This is a genomic window from Sphingomonas sp. BGYR3 (assembly GCF_025153455.1).
In the GTDB taxonomy this organism is placed as follows: domain Bacteria; phylum Pseudomonadota; class Alphaproteobacteria; order Sphingomonadales; family Sphingomonadaceae; genus Sphingomonas.
Window position 1 is genome coordinate 1,362,283 of the sequence record NZ_JANZNT010000001.1, and the last position, 16,507, is coordinate 1,378,789.

Sequence of the window (16,507 nt, forward strand, 5' to 3'; positions counted from 1 at the left end):
AGGATCAGCGCCGCCAGCCGCGCCGTCCGCCGCCGCGCCAGCCCCGGTCGAAATCATTCCAGTACGGTCGGAACGCCCGGCGATCGCCGCGCCAGCCATGATGGCGCCCCTGCCAGTATCGCTGCTGATAGCCGTTCCAGCGATACGGGCGGCGATACCGGTCATAGACGTAATAGCCGGTGCCCGGATAATAATAGCCGCGATGCCAGCCCCAATAGGGGTCGCCCCAGCTGGGGTCGTACCAATCGTCGGCATAGCCGACCGGCCCGCCGATCCCGACCGCGACCGAGCTGTAGCCATAGCCGCCATAGCCATAATCGGTGCAGGCCGTCAGTCCGGCCCCCGCCGCGATCGTCAGGGCCAGGGTCTTGAGCGCATGGTTCACCGCATCCACTCCCGTTCCGTTGATGCCGGATGGTCCCATGCCGACGCTGAGCGGCGGCTGAACGACCCGTCGTCGCGGAACGCGAAGGATCGCGATCAGTGTCCCGGAAAACCGACCAGCGTATGGACCGCGACATCGTCAGCGCGCAGCAGTTCCGCTCCGCCCAGATCGGGCAGGTCGATGACGAACGCCGCCTGCGTCACCACGGCCCCCGCCTTGCGCAGCAACCGTACTGCCGCCCGCGCCGTACCCCCCGTGGCGATCAGGTCGTCGACCAGCAGGACGCGCGCGCCCGGTGCCACCGCATCGACATGGATGGCGATCCGGTCCGTCCCGTATTCCAGCGCATAATCCTCGGCGATGGTCGCGCCGGGCAGCTTGCCGTCCTTGCGGATCAGCAGCACGCCGGCGCCAAGGGCAAGCGCCAGGGCGGGCGCGAAGACAAACCCCCGCGCCTCGATGCCCGCGACCAGATCCACCGGCCCCTCGACCTCAGCCAGCATCCCTTCGACCGCCAGCTTCAGTCCCTCGCCATCCAGCAACAGGGTGGTGATGTCGCGGAACAGGATGCCCGGCTTGGGAAAATCGGGAATGGTGCGGATGCGCGCGGCGATATCTGCGCTGCCGGTGATGGTTTCCTGTGTCATGGCCGTCCCCCTTGTCGCCGATCCGCATAGCCGGGCGGGCGCCGCATTCAATGCAAAATGCCGGTGCGCTCAATCCAAAATGCCGCTGCGCCTCGTGCTAAAAGCCGCTTCGGTCAGCGCAAATGCCACTGCGCCGGACAACAAACGGCCCGCCGGACACTGGGTCGGGCGGGCCGGATGCGTTTGCCGGTTCAGGCGATCAATGCTTCAGATCGCGCCAGATGTTGCGATAGGCACCATAGGCCAGCGCGGTGAAGATCAGGATAAACAGGATCGCCGCAACGCCGGTCTGCTTGCGCACTTCCAGCTTCGGTTCGGCCGTCCAGACCAGGAACGACGCAACGTCCTTGGCCATCTGATCGACCGTCGGGTTGGTCCCGTCCTGATAGGTCACCTGACCATCGGCTGCCAGCGGCGCCGCCATGGCCAGCGCCAAGGTCGGGAAATAACGGTTGAAGTTCAGACCGCCCGGCACCTGATAGTTCGGGAATTCCTTCAGCAGTTCCGGCGGAACGTCCGAATATCCGGTCAGCAGCGAATAGACATATTGCGGCCCGTACGGACGCGCCTTGGTCATCAGCGACAGATCCGGCGGCACTGCGCCGTTCTGCGCCGCGCGGGCAGCGGCTTCGTTTGCATAGACCAGCGGGAAGCGATCCGACGGAAGGTTCGGACGCGTGCCGGCCTCGCCGGTTTCCTCGTTGATCGTCGGCTGCTGCACGGCCCATTCGGCGGCGATCGTCTTCACCTGCGCTTCGCTGTAGCCGATGCCTTCCAGGTCGCGGAACGACACCAGGCGCAGCGAGTGGCACGCCGAGCAGACTTCCTTGTACACCTGGAACCCGCGCTGCAGCTGGGCCTGGTTCTTGCTGAACCCGCCAAAGATGCCGTCGGACGCAAAGCTCACGTCCTTGGGCTTCAGGTGGAATTCATGCTCGACGGTGTGCGGCGCTTCTTCGGCCATGATCGAGCCGAACAGGCCGATCAGCAGCACGATCGCCACGCCAATGCCGATCAGGATGGAAACAAGACGGATCATGGTCGGGTTCAGTCCTTATTCGGCCGGGACGGCGGCGGGGCCACCGGCAATCGCGGTCTTGGTCGGGCTGGTTCCGCCCTTCTTGGCAAGCACGGCTTCGGTGATCGAATTAGGCAGCGGGCGGGGCCGCTCCATCATCGACACGATCGGCAGGATGACCAGGAAGTGCAGGAAGTAATAGGCGGTCGCGATCTGACCGATGATGACGTTCGGCGTGGTCGGTTCGGCGCCGCCGACATAACCCAGCACGAACACGTCAGCGATCAGGATCCAGAAGAACACGCGATAGGTCGGCCGGTAATTGGACGACCGGACCGGCGAGCCATCCAGCCAGGGCAGGAAGAACAGCAGCAGGATCGAGCCGAACATGGCCAGCACGCCCCACAGCTTCGCTTCCAGAATGAAGTCGACGGTGAACGACTTCAGAATGGCGTAGAAGGGCAGGAAGTACCATTCGGGCACGATGTGCGCCGGCGTCGACAGCGGGTTGGCCGGGATATAGTTGTCCGGGTGGCCCAACGCGTTCGGCGCAAAGAACAGCAGGCCCGCAAACACCAGCAGGAACACGCCCAGGCCGAAACCGTCCTTCGCCGTGTAATAGGGGTGGAACGGCACCGTGTCCTGTTCGCCCTTCACATCGACGCCGGTCGGGTTGTTCGACCCCGGAATGTGCAGCGCCCAGATGTGCAGCACGATCACGCCGGCAATGACGAACGGCATCAGATAGTGGAGCGAGAAGAAGCGGTTCAGCGTGGCATTGTCCGGCGCATATCCGCCAAGCAGCCAGATCTGGATCGGCTCGCCCACCAGCGGAATGGCGGTGAAGAAGCCGGTGATGACCTGCGCACCCCAGAAGCTCATCTGACCCCAGGGCAGCACATAGCCCATGAACGCGGTCGCCATCATCAGCAGGAAGATGACCACGCCGAGCAGCCAGATCATTTCACGCGGCGCCTTGTACGACCCGTAATACAGGCCGCGGGCGATGTGCGTGTAGACGACGATGAAGAACATCGAGGCGCCGTTGGCGTGCGCATAACGCAGCAACCAGCCCTGGTTCACGTCGCGCATGATGTGTTCGACGCTGTCGAACGCGATCGTTGCGTTGGCCGCATAGTGCATGGCCAGCACGATGCCGGTGATGATCTGAATGGCCAGCGCCGCGCCCGCGAGCACGCCGAAGTTCCACATATAGTTCAGGTTGCGGGGAACGGGATAACCGCCACCGACCGCACCATAGACAAAGCGCGGCAGCGGCAGGCGTTGATCCACCCACTGCATGACCGGATTCTTCGGCTCGTACTTCTTGGCCCAGGGGAAGCTCATGGTTCTGCTCCTCAACCAACCTGAATCGTGGTGTCGCTGGTGAATGCGTATTCCGGCACCGCCAGGTTCTTTGGCGCCGGGCCGGAACGGATGCGGCCGGCCGTGTCATAGGCCGAACCATGGCACGGGCAGAAATATCCGCCGAACGGGCCCTTGTTCTCGCCCTCGCCTGCACCCAGCGGCACGCAGCCCAGATGGGTGCACACGCCCAGCGTGACCAGCCAGTTATTCTTCCCTTCCTTGGTCCGCTCGGCCAGCGTCTGCGGATCGCGCAGGCTGGCGGAATCGACCTGGTTCGCCTGGGCGATCTCCTCGGGCGTCAGGTTCCGCACGAACAGGGGCTGTTTGCGGAACGTCGCCTTGATCGACTGGCCCGGCTGGATCGCGGACAGATCGACGGCGGTCGTCGATTGCGCCAGCACGTCGGCGGAAGGATTCATCTGATTGATCAGCGGCAGCGCGATCACGCCCGCGCCAACGCCCGCAAAGGACACGGCGGCGATGCTCAGATAGTCGCGGCGGCGGGGATCGGCGAGCGTGTCGTCCGCGCTCACTGCCGAATCGCCGGGGGTCAGATTGTCAACCGTTGCCATCTATATCAGCCTTGCTAACCATGGATTTCGGCGCAGAAAACGCCTCGTTCCGGTTGGACAAACGAGCGCGCACGCACGGTGCACGGCCGTCTGCCCCCGGCGGCTGGCGGCGTGATAGACAGAGAAACGCCCAAATGCCAATAACAATTTACCGCTCTGGCAATCGTCAAAATCGATAAGCGGGGCCGCGATTGCGCCGGACGCGACAACCGTTAAGGCGGTTTCATGCGGATTGCGCTCTATCAACCGGACATTGCGGGCAATGTCGGCACCATCCTGCGCCTGGCGGCGTGCATGGACGTGCCGGTGGATCTGATCGAACCGATGGGGTTCCCGTTCGGGGATCGGGCGCTGCGCCGCGCGGGCATGGACTATGCCGATCGTGCCCGGCTGGTCCGCCATGCCGACTGGCCCGGCTTCCTTGCCGCCACGCCCGGCCGCATCGTGCTGGCCACCATCGCCGGGGCCGACCGGCTGGACCGGTTCAGCTTCGATGCCGACGATATCCTCCTGTTCGGGTCCGAAGGGTCGGGCGTACCGGCGGACGTGCACGCCCGCGCCGATGCGCGCGTCCGCGTGCCGATGGCGGCGGGGTTGCGCTCCCTCAACGTCGCAGTCAGCTGCGCGATGGTGCTGGGCGAGGCGCTGCGCCAGACGGGCGGCTGGCCACAGGCGCAAGACTGAACGCACCCGGACGCCGGCCGACGCCATCGCGGTGTATCGCGCGTCTGACAACAAACATTGTCATGCCAGTCATCCATGGCTCGACGCCGGGCTCGTTCCATGGCTAGAACGGCGCGCATGAAACCGCTCGACGAACAGCAAACCGCCGCCCGCACCTGGTTCGAATCCCTGCGCGACCGCATCTGTGCGGAGTTCGAGGCGATCGAGCGCGAAGCGGGATCCGACGCCAGCTTCGACTATCTGCCCTGGGACCGGACCGATCCGTCGGGCGAGCCGGGCGGCGGCGGCGTGCGCGGCCTGATGAAGGGCAAGGTGTTCGAAAAGGTCGGCGTCAACGTCTCCACCGTCGGCGGCACGTTCGAGGGGGAGTTTGCAAAGTCCATTCACGGCGCGGCCGAAAAGCCGGAATTTTTCGCCACCGGGATCAGCCTGGTCGCCCATATGGCCAATCCGCACGTCCCCGCCGTGCACATGAATACCCGGTTCCTGGTCACCACGCGCCGCTGGTTCGGCGGCGGTGCCGACCTCAATCCGCCGATCCCCTATGACGAGGATACGGCGTTTTTCCATGCGCAGATGCAGGCCGCGTGCGATGCGCACGACCCGGCCTATTATCCGAAGTTCAAGGCATGGGCCGACGACTATTTCTACATCCCCCATCGCGGCGTGCATCGCGGCGTCGGCGGCATCTTCTACGATCATCAGGAAGGGGATTTCGACGCCGACTTCGCCCTCACCCGATCGGTCGGCGACGCGTTCCTTGCCGCCTATCCGCCCCTGGTCCGCAAACGGATGAACCAGCCCTTCACCGCCGAGGACAAGCACGCCCAGCTGGTCTGGCGCGGCCGCTATGCCGAATTCAACCTGGTCTATGACCGCGGCACGCTGTTCGGGCTCAAGACCGGCGGCAATATCGACGCCATTCTGATGAGCCTTCCGCCGGAAGCCGTCTGGGACTGATCGCCCGATGGGACTGACGCCGGTCGCCCCGGGCCAGATCGCGGCGGTGGTGACCACCCTGGTCCTGCGCGATCGGCCGCGCCCCGCGCCGCTGCCGCCATCGCCGCTGCGCCTGGTGCGCTGGGCCGACCCTTCGCCGGCGGCCTATCGCATCCTGTTCGAACGGGTCGGCGCGCCCTGGCTGTGGTTTTCCCGCCTGGCGCTGGACGACGCCGCGCTGCTTGCGCAGATCCGCAAGCCGGGGACACAAGTGCACGCCGTCACCGACCGCCGGGGGATCGAGGTCGGGCTGCTGGAATTCACGCTGATCGACGGCGCGTGGGCCAGTCTGGATTATTTCGGGCTGGTTCCCGAATGGACGGGCAAGCGACAGGGCGACTGGCTGATGGCCATGGCGATGGCGCTGATATGGCGGCCGGGCATTGCAGAGGTGCGGGTCAACACCTGCACCCTCGATCATCCCGCCGCGCTCGGCTTTTACCGCCGGCACGGGTTTCAGCCGCTGCGCCGGACGATCGAAACCTTTGCCGATCCGCGCCTTGCCGGCCTGTTGCCGCGCGATGCCGCGCCTCAGATCCCCCTGCTCGAACCGGCCAGCCGCCAGTAAAGCGCCACCTGCAACAGCGCGAGCGCCAGCCCCGCCGCCCCGCTGGCCAGCGCCAGCACGAACGCGGCGGGCAATTCCACGATCTGCCCGGTCGATCCTGTCGCCTTTGCCATGCTGTTGATGCCGTTCGCCACGATGTTGGCCGAAAAACTGCCGATCAGGATGGTCAGCCACATCGCCGCGATCATCCACCCGCCCTTTGCCGTCATCGCCACCGCCTGGCCGACGGCATCGTTCAGCGGCTCGTCCGCCCGCGCGATCAGGCGCGGACCGATCATCATCGCCCGCGCGGTGAAATAGATGCCCGGCACGATCAGCAGGAAAAACCCGATGCCCGCGACCAGTCCGGCCAGCACCACCCCGGTCAGATAGCGGGGAAAGCTGCGCAGCGCCGCGATCATCGCCCCGCCGACATCCAGCCGCCGGGGATCGAGATACAGGGTCAGGATGACGGCCGTGCCGAAACTGTTCATCAGCATCGACAGCACCAGCATCAGCGAATGGTCGGCCAGATAGCCGAGCACCAGCGCCAGCTGCGCATCCTGCGCCACGCCTTTGAAGTCCAGCGGCGGGACCAGCAGCTTTAGCGCCAGCGCGGGCCAGGCAAAGAACAATCCGGCCAGCGGGATCAGGACGCTGCGGTCGCGCCGCAACAGGGTCAGCGCAACCTCGAACCCCTCGGTCAGGCGAAGGGTCATGCCGCGGCCGCCGCGTCTGTCCGGTGCTGGCGCGCCACCGCCGCCAGATAGAGCTTGCCCACAAACGTCGCGGCCACCACGCCCAGCAGCGATTCGGCGAGCGCCAGCAGCACCAACGTCGCCAGCACGCCCGGCGCCCATGGCCCATCGCCGCCCAGCGCGGGGATCAGCACGCGGCCCAGGCCATCGGTCACGCCCAATGTCGTCAGCAAGGCGACGGCCGCATAGAGCAGGATCATGCCGATCAGCCTGCCGGTCATGCCCCGCGTCAGCGCCGCCGACCGGTTGATGGCACCAATGCCCATCCCCTCGGCGATCACCACCGGCGCGACCAGCGCCAGCCGCGCGCCCAGCGTCAGCAGGATCGGGATCAGCAACAGGAAATATCCGCCCGCCATCATCGCCGCATCGGCCGGGATCAACTGATCCGACGCGCCGACGAACACGGCCGGATCGACGCCGTACATCATCAGGATCAGGAACACCGGCGATACCGCCACGATCAGGACGATGCCCAGCACCAGCATGACGCCGATCAGCACCGGAAAGCGCCGGGTGGCCAGCCGCCGCGCGGCCATGCCCTGTTCGGGGGCCATGGCGGCGGTCATCACCACGCTGCGCCCCCAATAGGCCAGGATGCTCAGCGCCAGCCCGGCCAGGATCACGACGACCTGCACCGCCGTCCCGCGCTCTGCAGCCAGCGGCGGGATCAATGCAGCCAAGACCGTCGGCACCCAGATGGCGGCCAGCGCGAACGGAGCCAGCATCCCGGCGCGTTCGTTCAGGAACGCCGCCGTCCTGGCCCAGACCGCACGCATATTGACCATCAGGGCGCTTCTCCCCAAGTGAAACAGGCCGCCGCTCTAGACCCCGGACCGCCCCTTGCCAATGCTTGCCGCCGATCATCCCGTCGCAACCCCGCTCGCCCCGCGTGACGGGGTGGAATGGCGCGTCAGTGCTGGCCTGACCGATTATGACGCGGCGCTTCAGGCGATGACCGAGCGGGCGGCGATGGTGGGTGCGGGCACGGCGGACGAGCTGGTCTGGCTGCTCGAACACCCGCCGCTCTACACCGCCGGGACCAGCGCGGACCCCGCCGAACTGATCGACCGCCGCTTTCCGGTTCACACCGCCGGTCGCGGCGGGCGCTATACCTATCACGGGCCGGGCCAGCGCGTCGGCTATCTGATGCTCGACCTGACCCGCCGGGGCCGCGACGTGCGCTGTTTCGTGCATCAGCTTGAGGCATGGCTGATCGCGACGCTGGGCGACCTTGGCATCCATGCCTATGCCGTGGATGGCCGGGTCGGCATCTGGACGGCCGATGGCGGGACAGAGGCAAAGATCGGCGCGATCGGCGTGCGCGTCCGTCGCTGGGTGACGATGCACGGATTTTCGATCAACCTGTCGCCCGATCTGTCGCATTTCGGCGGCATCGTGCCCTGCGGCCTGCCGGAATTTCCGGTCACCAGCGCCGCTGCGCTTGGCCGCCCTGTCACGCCCGCCGCCTTCGATGCCGCGCTCCATGCCCGCTTTCCCGAGTTTTGCGACCGGCTGGCCGCATCCGGACGATGCGGGGTTGAGCGCGCGGATGACGCCCTTTAGGGTTGGGCGCCACGGCACCTGACGGTCCGGGTCGCAAACCATTGGGGACAGACATGATGAACCGCCGCCTGCGCCAGCTGCTGACGCCCGCCCTTGCCCTTGCCGCCCTGTCCGGCTGCGGCGGCGGAGAGGAAGCGGCGCGGACCGACAACACGCTGATTACCGAGCTGAACCAGCTGGATACGGTGGACGGCACGATCAGCGACGACATGACCGTACTGGACGGCGCGACGCTCGATTCCGACAACGCCGCCATGGCCCCCGATGTCGGCGCGATGGATAATGTGGCGGAACCGGCCAACGCGATGTAGGAACATCCCACCCATCCCCTTGATTTGACGCGCGGTCGGATTCAAACAGGGCATCGATGGGTCAGGTTCGGTGCCGCGGCCTTGTCCCGGTCCCGGGGGAGGATGTCAGTTTCCATGCGTAAGTTTCTGGTTTCATGCCTGTTTGCGGTGCTGTTCGGTGCCGCGCCGGCACACGCACAATTCTTCCTCAAACCCTATGACCTCACCTCGCCGCCGGTCACCGGGGCAGAGCCGGGGATCATCACCCAGCTGATGCCCAATGCAAAGCCGGAGGAACAGCGCGCGGCCCTCGTCTGGAGCGTGCGCGCCGCGCTCAACGTCGCGGCGCTGCAGTGCCAGTTCGAACCGACACTGCTGACCGACGAAAACTACAACGCGATGCTGCGCAACCATCGCGAGGAACTGGCCGACAGCTACAAGGCGATCGCCACCTATTACGAGCGCGAAAATCCCAAGAACAAGCGGGCGGCCCAGACCGCGCTCGATCAGTTCAACACGCGCATCTATTCCGGCTTTTCGACCGTCTCGGCCCAGCTGATGTTCTGCCTCACCGCCGAATCCATCGGCCGGGAAGTGGTGTTCACCCCGCGCGGGTCGCTGCATACCGTCGCCCTGCGCCGGATGCGCGAACTGCGCGGATCGCTGGTCCCGTGGGGCGAACAGCAATTCTATGGCTGGCAGGCACCCGAACTCGCCTATGCCTTTCGCGTCCCGGCCGCCTTCGGTCAGCCGAATTGCTGGCGCAAGGACGAATGGCAGCCGAAGCGGTGCGGGCCGCCCTTTCAGGGCGAAGCGCCCAGGCGGCGTTGATCGGATCGCCCGGGCAGGGTGATCGCCGCGGCCCCGGACACGCCGGATGACGCCGCTGCCCCTGCCCCTGCTGTCGCCGCTGCTGCCCTGGTTCGACGGGTTCGGCATCGCCGTCTTTGCCGCAACCGGCGCGCTGGCGGCCGCGCGGGCGCGGCAGACACTCGTCACCGCCTGCTTCTTTGCACTGATCACCGGGGTCGGCGGCGGCACCATCCGCGACCTTCTGATCGGCGCGCCGGTCTTCTGGGTCCATCATCCCTTCATCGCCGCCATCTGCCTGGCGGCCGCGCTGCTGATCTGGGTGACGCCAGAGGCGTGGTGGCGCGGTCAGGGGTTTGACTGGCTGGATGCCCTTGGCCTTGCCGCCTATGCCGTGTTCGGCGCGGCCAAGGCGCTGGGCTATGGCGTCGAACCGGTTCCCGCCTTCATCATGGGGGTCATCACCGCCTGTGCCGGGGGCATCATCCGCGACGTGCTGGCTGGCGAGCCCTCGATCCTGATGCGCCCGGAACTGTATGTGACGGCAGCGGCGCTGGCCGCGGGCACCCATGTCGGGCTCAGCATCGCCGGATTGCCGGTCATGGCCGCCGCCGTGCCCGCTGCCCTCGCTGGATTCGGCCTTCGCGCAGCGGCGATCCGCTGGAAACTCGCCCTGCCCTCCTATCGCGGGCGGCGACAGGACGACTGACCCGCGCCGCGCGCGGTTACAGCCGGTAAAACAGCGTCGCGTTCACGATGTGATTGGTCCGGTCCTCGCCGGGGCGAAAGATGCGCTGGTTCAGATACCCCGGCTCCACGCGCAGCCGCCGGCCCAGCGGCACGCCGATGCCGACGAAATTGCGCCACTGGTCGAACCCGGCCCGCGCGCCCCAGTCGGTATCGTTCAGCGCGACGAACGCCTCGGTATAGCCGACCGCCTGCACGGATCCTTCAGGGTTCAGCGGCACCTGCACCCGCACGAACTGGCGCAGCCGCCATCCGGTGTCGTCGCGCCCCTCCACCATCCGCTGTTCCAGCCGAGTGCGGCTGATCACCAGCGGCCGACCATTGGCATCGCGCACCAGCGGCAGCTGCACCTGCTGCCACAACCGGTGCTCGTTGGTCGCCGCCCCGCCCTCCGGCGTCGAGCGGATATAGGCATATCCGGCCAGCGCCGTGCTGTCGGGTGCAAAGCGGATGCCCGCCGCCGGGCGCAGGATCACCTGGCCCGTGCGCGACGCATCGTCGGTCAGCCGCCATTGCGCCTCCAGCCACACAAACGCATCGCCCTTGACCGTCCCTTGCGCGATGGCCGCGCCCCAGGCCTGCGTATCCTCTTCCGCATGGGCGGCGGCGGGCAGCAGCATGGCAAGGATTGCGGCGATCAGGGGACGCATGGCACGATACTCCGGCATGGGGCGACGCCGTCCGCCTTTGCCGTGGCGGGTCCTGTGCTGCAACCCCGCCCGCAGTTATAGCTGATAGGCGAGCACCAGGATGCCGACGTGATTGATGCGGTCCTCGCCCGGTCGCCGGACGAACTGCACCATGTATCCCGGTTCGATCTGCACGCGCGGCGCGATGGCGATGCTCAGGTTCGCACCCCCGCGCCATTGCTCGCGCCCGGCCAGCTGCCCCCAGTCGCCGCTATTGGCATTCCACAACAGCTCGGCATTGACGTCGCCCGTCACGCCGTCGGCCAGCGGCCGGCGCAGCCGGATCATCTGGCGCAGCCGCCACACCGTGTCCTCTGCCCCGATCACCGACCGCTGCTCGATCCGGGTGCGGGAAATCAGGATCGGCCGCCCCTCTTCGTCGCGCAGCAGCGGGAACTGGACCTGCTGCCACCAGCGATGCTCGTCCTGATCGCGCCCCTCCCCGGATCGCGTGCGGAAATAGGCATATCCCGCCAGGATCTGGCTGTCCGGGGACAACTCGACGCCGATCGCCGGGCGCAGCACGATCTGCTGGCTGTTGGCGATGCCATCGGTCAGCCGCCACTGCCCCTCGATCCGCAGGACGACATTGCCCGCAACCTTGCCCTGCGCGGTCACCCCGCTCCAGATGACGCCGCGATCGTCGGCATAGGCGACCGAAGGCACAGCGATCATCGCCGCACCGGCCAGGATCGGGCGGATCATTGCGACGACGGGGCTCAGCCGGCCAGGCGAACCACGCCGACCTCGGCAAAGGGCAGCGGCTCTTCGGGCGGCACGACGCTGTCGTTCAATTCGCGCTGCCAGAACCCGACATCGATCCACCGGCCCATCTTGAACCCGATTTCGCGATATTGCCCCGCCCGGCGGAACCCCTGCGATTCATGCAGCGCCACCGATGCCTCGTTGGGCAGGGTGATGACCGTGATCGCTTGGGTAAAGTTCTGCGCGCGCAGCGTGTCGACCAGCGCGTGCAGCAATAGCCGGCCGACGCCGCGCTGCTGCGCATCGCCCGCGACATAGATCGACGTTTCGACGACATAACGATAGGCCGGGCGATCGCGGAACGCATTGGCATAGGCGTACCCGATGACGCCGCGCTCATCGCCCTCGCCATGGGTCACCACCAGCCAAGGGTAGAAACCGGCGGCCTTTTCCATCCGGGCGCGCATTTCGGCAGCGTCCGGCGCGACATTTTCAAAACTCACCGTCCCGCCGATGACATAGGGGGCGTAGATGGCGGCAATGGCAGCGGCGTCGTCAGGGGTGGCGGCGCGGATGTCGATCAACGAAGGGCTCCTTCGATCAGGGTAAGGGCGGCGCGGCGGTCGCCGGCTTGGGTGCGGACGGGGCCATAGGCCTGGCATTCCAGGCAGCGCGCCTGCACGCCCGCCGATGGCCCGGCGATCAGGCGACGGACATCGCCCAGCGCCTGCGCGAACACGGCCTGCCGCTCGGCGGTCATCCGCGCGAACAGATCGGTGCCCGACGCTTCGCCATCGCTGTCGCTCGGCTTGGTCAGCTGGGCCAGGAATTGGGTGAACGGATCCGGCTCCTTTTCCAGGAACCGGGGATGCACCTTGGCCGGGTCCAGCTTGGCCAGCTTCGCCGCTTCCGCAACCGCGTCATTCAGGTTGCCGAACCGGTCGACCAGCTTGATCTGGCGCGCGGTGCCGCCGTCCCACACCCGGCCCTGGCCGATCTCGTTGACCCGCTCCGGCGTCAGCTTGCGCGACTGGGCGACCAGGCCGATGAACCGGGCATAGCCGCGCTCGATCCCTGACTGCAGGATCGCATCGACCGTCGGATTTGTGCCGCGATAGATATCGGGCTGGCCGGTCAGCGGAGTCGTCGCCACGCCATCGGCATTGACGCCGATCTTGGCCAGCGTGCCTTCGAAGGTCGGGATGATCCCAAAAATGCCGATCGACCCCGTAATCGTGTTCGGCTCGGCAAAGATCACGTCGCCCGGCGTCGATACCCAATATCCGCCCGACGCGGCCAGCCCGCCCATCGACACCACGACGGGCAGCTTCTGCGCCTTGGCCGCCAGGATCGCCTGACGCATCTTTTCCGATGCCAGCGCCGAACCGCCGGGTGAATCCACCCGCACGACCAGCGCCTTCAGATCCTTTTTGGCCAGCGCGTCCAGGATCAGCTTGGAAATCGTATCGCCGCCCACCGTGCCGCTGCCGCCTTCGCCGTCGACGATCTCGCCCGCGATGGTGATGACGCCGATCGGGCTGCCCACCTGCTTCACCGGATGCGCGTTGATCCAGTTGGCCATCTTGATCGTCTTGTACGTGCCCTCGGCCTTGTTCGGCTCGGCACCGACCAGCTGGGCGACGCGCTTGTCGAACGCCAGCCGCTCGCCGATCTGATCGACCAGTCCGGCATTCTTGTTCGCCGTCGCGATGTCGCCCTGCGCCGCCTGCACCAGCTCGGCCGGGCGCTGGACGAACGCATCGACCTGAGCCTTGGGCCGCGCCTGCTTCACCCGGTCGACCCATTGCTGAAAGATGCTGCCGTAGAGCGCCTGGTTCGCCGCCTTGGCCTCGGGCGACTGGTCGCTGCGGGTATAGGGCTCGACCGCCGACTTGTACGTGCCGACGCGATAGACGTGCGCGTTGATGCCCAGCTTGTCGAGCAGCGTCTTGTAATAAAGCTGCGCCCCGCCCGGCCCGGCGAACAGCGTGCCGCCCTGCGGGTTGACCCAGACCTCGCTGGCGTTTGCCGCCAACAGGTAGCCGCTGTCAGTATAGCCGGTGGCATAGGCCAGCACGGGCTTGCCGCTGTCCCGCACCCGGCGCACCGCATCGGCCAGATTGGCGACCGTCGCGGGATAGCCGCCGGTGAAGCGATCAAGGTCAAGCACCACGGCCTTGACCCGCTTGTCGGTGATCGCCGCATCCAGCGCGCGGACCAGGTCCGACAGGCGATGTTCGGCCAGCATTTCCTGCCCGCTCAGCGCGGCAAGGGGATCGACCTCGCTCGGCTGCTCGACCACCGATCCGTTGAGCGCCAGCAGCAGCGCGCCGTCCTTGATCGCCGACGGATTGGGGCTCGATGCCAGCCCGATGAAGATAAGGCCGAAAAACAGCAGCATGAACAGCAGGACGAGCATGTCCTTGATGCCCACCAGGACTTTCCAGATGCCCTTGATCACTCTCACGTGCCGTTGCTCCTGTTGATGGCCGCGCAAAACGCTAGAGGATCGGCCGGATCGAGTAAACGCCTCTGACCGCCCGTCGCACGCACGTTCATCCTGCCGCAATTTTTTGCCGCCGCCCGTTGACGATGCCGGGGCACCGCCACATATGCCGCTTCGTTAGCACTCGCCATGCTTGAGTGCTAACCACTATCTGAACTCAGGAAGGATCATAGAGCCATGAACTTTCGTCCGCTGCACGATCGTGTGCTCGTTCGCCGCGTCGAAGCCGAGGAAAAGACGGCAGGCGGCATCATCATCCCCGACACCGCCAAGGAAAAGCCGCAGGAAGGCGAAGTCGTCGCCGCCGGTGCCGGCGCCAAGAACGAAAAGGGTGAAGTCAGCCCGCTGGACGTCAAGGCCGGCGACCGCATCCTGTTCGGCAAGTGGTCGGGCACCGAAGTCAAGGTGAACGGCGAAGACCTGCTGATCATGAAGGAAAGCGACATTCTGGGGATCGTCGGCTGATCGCCACGACCTGAACCGTCAATTTCGTCAACCAATCTGATTTGAAAGGGCAGTCAAATGGCAGCCAAGGACGTAAAATTCTCCCGCGACGCGCGTGAACGCATTCTGCGCGGCGTCGATATCCTGGCCGACGCGGTCAAGGTCACGCTGGGTCCGAAGGGCCGCAACGTGGTCATCGAAAAGAGCTTCGGCGCCCCCCGCATCACCAAGGACGGTGTGTCGGTCGCCAAGGAAATCGAACTGAAGGACAAGTTTGAGAACATGGGCGCCCAGATGGTGCGCGAAGTGGCGTCCAAGACCAACGACGCGGCCGGCGACGGCACCACCACCGCGACCGTGCTCGCTCAGGCGATCGTGCGCGAAGGCATGAAGTCGGTTGCCGCCGGCATGAACCCGATGGACCTGAAGCGCGGCATCGATCTGGCCGTCACCAAGGTGGTCGAGGACGTGAAGGCCCGTTCCAAGCCCGTGTCGGGTTCGCAGGAAGTGGCGCAGGTCGGCATCATTTCGGCCAATGGCGACCGTGAAGTCGGCGAAAAGATCGCCGAAGCCATGGAAAAGGTCGGCAAGGAAGGCGTCATCACCGTCGAGGAAGCCAAGGGCCTCGAATTCGAGCTGGACGTCGTCGAAGGCATGCAGTTCGACCGCGGCTATCTGTCGCCCTACTTCATCACCAATCCGGAAAAGATGGCGGTCGAGCTGGCTGATCCGTACATCCTGATCCACGAAAAGAAGCTGTCGAACCTTCAGTCGATGCTCCCGATCCTGGAAGCGGTCGTGCAGTCGGGTCGTCCGCTGCTGATCATCGCCGAGGATATCGAGGGTGAGGCGCTGGCCACGCTGGTGGTCAACAAGCTGCGCGGCGGCCTGAAGGTCGCGGCCGTCAAGGCGCCGGGCTTCGGCGATCGTCGCAAGGCGATGCTCGAGGACATCGCCGTCCTGACCAAGGGCGAAGTGATCAGCGAAGACCTGGGCATCAAGCTGGAAACGGTCACGCTGGGCATGCTGGGCACCGCCAAGCGCGTCACGATCGACAAGGACAACACCACCATCGTCGATGGCGCCGGTGAAGCCGATTCGATCAAGGCCCGCACGGAACAGATCCGTCAGCAGATCGAAGTCACCACGTCCGACTATGACCGTGAAAAGCTGCAGGAGCGGCTGGCCAAGCTGGCTGGCGGCGTTGCCGTGATCAAGGTTGGCGGTGCGACCGAAGTCGAGGTGAAGGAGCGCAAGGACCGCGTCGACGACGCGCTGCACGCGACCCGCGCCGCGGTTGAGGAAGGCATCGTCCCCGGCGGCGGTACGGCCCTGCTGTACGCCACCAAGGCGCTGGAAGGCCTGACCGGTGCGAACGAAGACCAGACGCGCGGCATCGACATCGTCCGCAAGTCGCTGACCGCTCTGGTTCGCCAGATCGCCAGCAACGCGGGCCAGGACGGCGCCGTGGTTTCGGGCAAGCTGCTGGATCAGAGCGATACCTCGTTCGGCTTCAACGCAGCGACCGACACCTATGAAAACCTGGTTGCCGCCGGCGTGATCGACCCGACCAAGGTCGTGCGCACCGCGCTGCAGAACGCTGCGTCGGTTGCTGGTCTCCTGATCACCACCGAAGCAACCATTGCCGAACTGCCCGAGGACAAGGCCGCTGCGCCTGCCATGGGCGGCGGCATGGGCGGCATGGGCGGCATGGACTTCTGATCCTGACGCCGGGGCTGGCCACGGCCGGCCCCACCCGCTTCAGGGCAGAA

At 66.1% G+C, this 16,507-nt stretch carries 20 protein-coding genes; 9 read left to right on the forward strand and 11 right to left on the reverse strand.

All coding sequences use genetic code 11. From position 1 onward, the window contains the following. Positions 1 to 4 precede the first annotated feature (4 nt). The 5 genes from NYR55_RS06260 to petA all read right to left on the reverse strand — a co-directional run bounded on the left by NYR55_RS06260 (position 5) and on the right by petA (position 3,990). Entirely contained in the window at positions 5 to 385 is a 381-nt protein-coding gene (locus NYR55_RS06260; protein WP_260020344.1) for a hypothetical protein, read from the reverse strand. 95 nt (positions 386 to 480) lie between these two features. Further along, a complete protein-coding gene (locus NYR55_RS06265; RefSeq protein WP_260020345.1) occupies positions 481 to 1,032 on the reverse strand; it encodes an adenine phosphoribosyltransferase in 552 nt (183 codons plus the stop codon). A 199-nt stretch (positions 1,033 to 1,231) separates the two neighbouring features. Continuing rightward, positions 1,232 to 2,071, reverse strand: a complete 840-nt coding sequence (locus NYR55_RS06270) for a cytochrome c1 (protein ID WP_260020346.1) — start codon at positions 2,069 to 2,071, stop codon at positions 1,232 to 1,234. 15 nt (positions 2,072 to 2,086) lie between these two features. Further along, positions 2,087 to 3,397: a cytochrome b N-terminal domain-containing protein gene (locus NYR55_RS06275; RefSeq protein ID WP_260020347.1), complete on the reverse strand. Its 1,311-nt coding sequence runs from the start codon at positions 3,395 to 3,397 to the stop codon at positions 2,087 to 2,089. Between the two features lie 11 nt (positions 3,398 to 3,408). After that, complete coding sequence (petA, locus tag NYR55_RS06280) at positions 3,409 to 3,990, reverse strand: ubiquinol-cytochrome c reductase iron-sulfur subunit (RefSeq protein WP_260020348.1); 582 nt, start codon at positions 3,988 to 3,990, stop codon at positions 3,409 to 3,411. 225 nt (positions 3,991 to 4,215) lie between these two features. On the opposite strand from petA, the gene NYR55_RS06285 reads away from it, so the two are divergent. The 3 genes from NYR55_RS06285 (at position 4,216) to NYR55_RS06295 (ending at position 6,241) form a co-directional block, all read left to right on the forward strand. Further along, on the forward strand, positions 4,216 to 4,674 hold the full coding sequence (locus tag NYR55_RS06285) for a tRNA (cytidine(34)-2'-O)-methyltransferase (RefSeq protein ID WP_260020349.1): 459 nt from the start codon (positions 4,216 to 4,218) through the stop codon (positions 4,672 to 4,674). A 117-nt stretch (positions 4,675 to 4,791) separates the two neighbouring features. Then, entirely contained in the window at positions 4,792 to 5,634 is an 843-nt protein-coding gene (gene hemF, locus NYR55_RS06290) for an oxygen-dependent coproporphyrinogen oxidase (protein WP_260020350.1), read from the forward strand. A 7-nt stretch (positions 5,635 to 5,641) separates the two neighbouring features. Beyond that, on the forward strand, positions 5,642 to 6,241 hold the full coding sequence (locus NYR55_RS06295) for a GNAT family N-acetyltransferase (RefSeq protein WP_260020351.1): 600 nt from the start codon (positions 5,642 to 5,644) through the stop codon (positions 6,239 to 6,241). On the opposite strand, the gene NYR55_RS06300 is transcribed toward NYR55_RS06295, so the two are convergent. Beyond that, positions 6,205 to 6,939 carry a hypothetical protein gene (locus NYR55_RS06300; protein WP_260020352.1) on the reverse strand — a complete coding sequence of 245 codons (735 nt, stop codon included), beginning with the start codon at positions 6,937 to 6,939 and terminating at the stop codon, positions 6,205 to 6,207. The two genes, NYR55_RS06295 and NYR55_RS06300, sit on opposite strands and share 37 nt — an antisense overlap. Then, the gene (locus NYR55_RS06305) at positions 6,936 to 7,766 is read right to left on the reverse strand and encodes a hypothetical protein (RefSeq protein ID WP_260020353.1); all 831 of its coding nucleotides are present in this window, start codon (positions 7,764 to 7,766) and stop codon (positions 6,936 to 6,938) included. Before NYR55_RS06305 ends, NYR55_RS06300 begins: the two co-directional genes overlap by 4 nt. Before the next feature lie 61 nt (positions 7,767 to 7,827). Here NYR55_RS06305 and lipB point away from each other — a divergent pair, with 61 nt between their 5' ends. The 4 genes from lipB (at position 7,828) to NYR55_RS06325 (ending at position 10,353) form a co-directional block, all read left to right on the forward strand. Beyond that, entirely contained in the window at positions 7,828 to 8,544 is a 717-nt protein-coding gene (lipB, locus tag NYR55_RS06310) for a lipoyl(octanoyl) transferase LipB (RefSeq protein WP_260021581.1), read from the forward strand. Between the two features lie 53 nt (positions 8,545 to 8,597). Then, positions 8,598 to 8,855, forward strand: coding sequence for a hypothetical protein (locus NYR55_RS06315; RefSeq protein WP_260020354.1), 258 nt, complete (start codon positions 8,598 to 8,600; stop codon positions 8,853 to 8,855). Positions 8,856 to 8,969: 114 nt separating this feature from the next. Beyond that, positions 8,970 to 9,665: a hypothetical protein gene (locus NYR55_RS06320; RefSeq protein ID WP_260020355.1), complete on the forward strand. Its 696-nt coding sequence runs from the start codon at positions 8,970 to 8,972 to the stop codon at positions 9,663 to 9,665. A gap of 46 nt (positions 9,666 to 9,711) precedes the next feature. Beyond that, a complete protein-coding gene (locus tag NYR55_RS06325) occupies positions 9,712 to 10,353 on the forward strand; it encodes a trimeric intracellular cation channel family protein (RefSeq protein WP_260020356.1) in 642 nt (213 codons plus the stop codon). A 16-nt stretch (positions 10,354 to 10,369) separates the two neighbouring features. Here the strand turns inward: NYR55_RS06325 and NYR55_RS06330 are convergent, their stop codons facing one another. The 4 genes from NYR55_RS06330 to sppA all read right to left on the reverse strand — a co-directional run bounded on the left by NYR55_RS06330 (position 10,370) and on the right by sppA (position 14,252). Beyond that, on the reverse strand, positions 10,370 to 11,041 hold the full coding sequence (locus NYR55_RS06330) for a DUF2490 domain-containing protein (RefSeq protein ID WP_260020357.1): 672 nt from the start codon (positions 11,039 to 11,041) through the stop codon (positions 10,370 to 10,372). A gap of 75 nt (positions 11,042 to 11,116) precedes the next feature. Then, positions 11,117 to 11,785 carry a DUF2490 domain-containing protein gene (locus tag NYR55_RS06335; protein WP_260020358.1) on the reverse strand — a complete coding sequence of 223 codons (669 nt, stop codon included), beginning with the start codon at positions 11,783 to 11,785 and terminating at the stop codon, positions 11,117 to 11,119. 14 nt (positions 11,786 to 11,799) lie between these two features. Beyond that, positions 11,800 to 12,369, reverse strand: coding sequence for a GNAT family N-acetyltransferase (locus tag NYR55_RS06340; RefSeq protein WP_260020359.1), 570 nt, complete (start codon positions 12,367 to 12,369; stop codon positions 11,800 to 11,802). After that, positions 12,366 to 14,252 carry a signal peptide peptidase SppA gene (sppA, locus tag NYR55_RS06345; RefSeq protein ID WP_260020360.1) on the reverse strand — a complete coding sequence of 629 codons (1,887 nt, stop codon included), beginning with the start codon at positions 14,250 to 14,252 and terminating at the stop codon, positions 12,366 to 12,368. Before sppA ends, NYR55_RS06340 begins: the two co-directional genes overlap by 4 nt. 216 nt (positions 14,253 to 14,468) lie before the next feature. Here sppA and groES point away from each other — a divergent pair, with 216 nt between their 5' ends. Both groES and groL read left to right on the forward strand, forming a co-directional pair. Then, positions 14,469 to 14,756, forward strand: coding sequence for a co-chaperone GroES (groES, locus tag NYR55_RS06350; RefSeq protein WP_260020361.1), 288 nt, complete (start codon positions 14,469 to 14,471; stop codon positions 14,754 to 14,756). A gap of 57 nt (positions 14,757 to 14,813) precedes the next feature. Continuing rightward, complete coding sequence (gene groL, locus NYR55_RS06355; RefSeq protein WP_260020362.1) at positions 14,814 to 16,457, forward strand: chaperonin GroEL; 1,644 nt, start codon at positions 14,814 to 14,816, stop codon at positions 16,455 to 16,457. Positions 16,458 to 16,507: the final 50 nt, after the last annotated feature.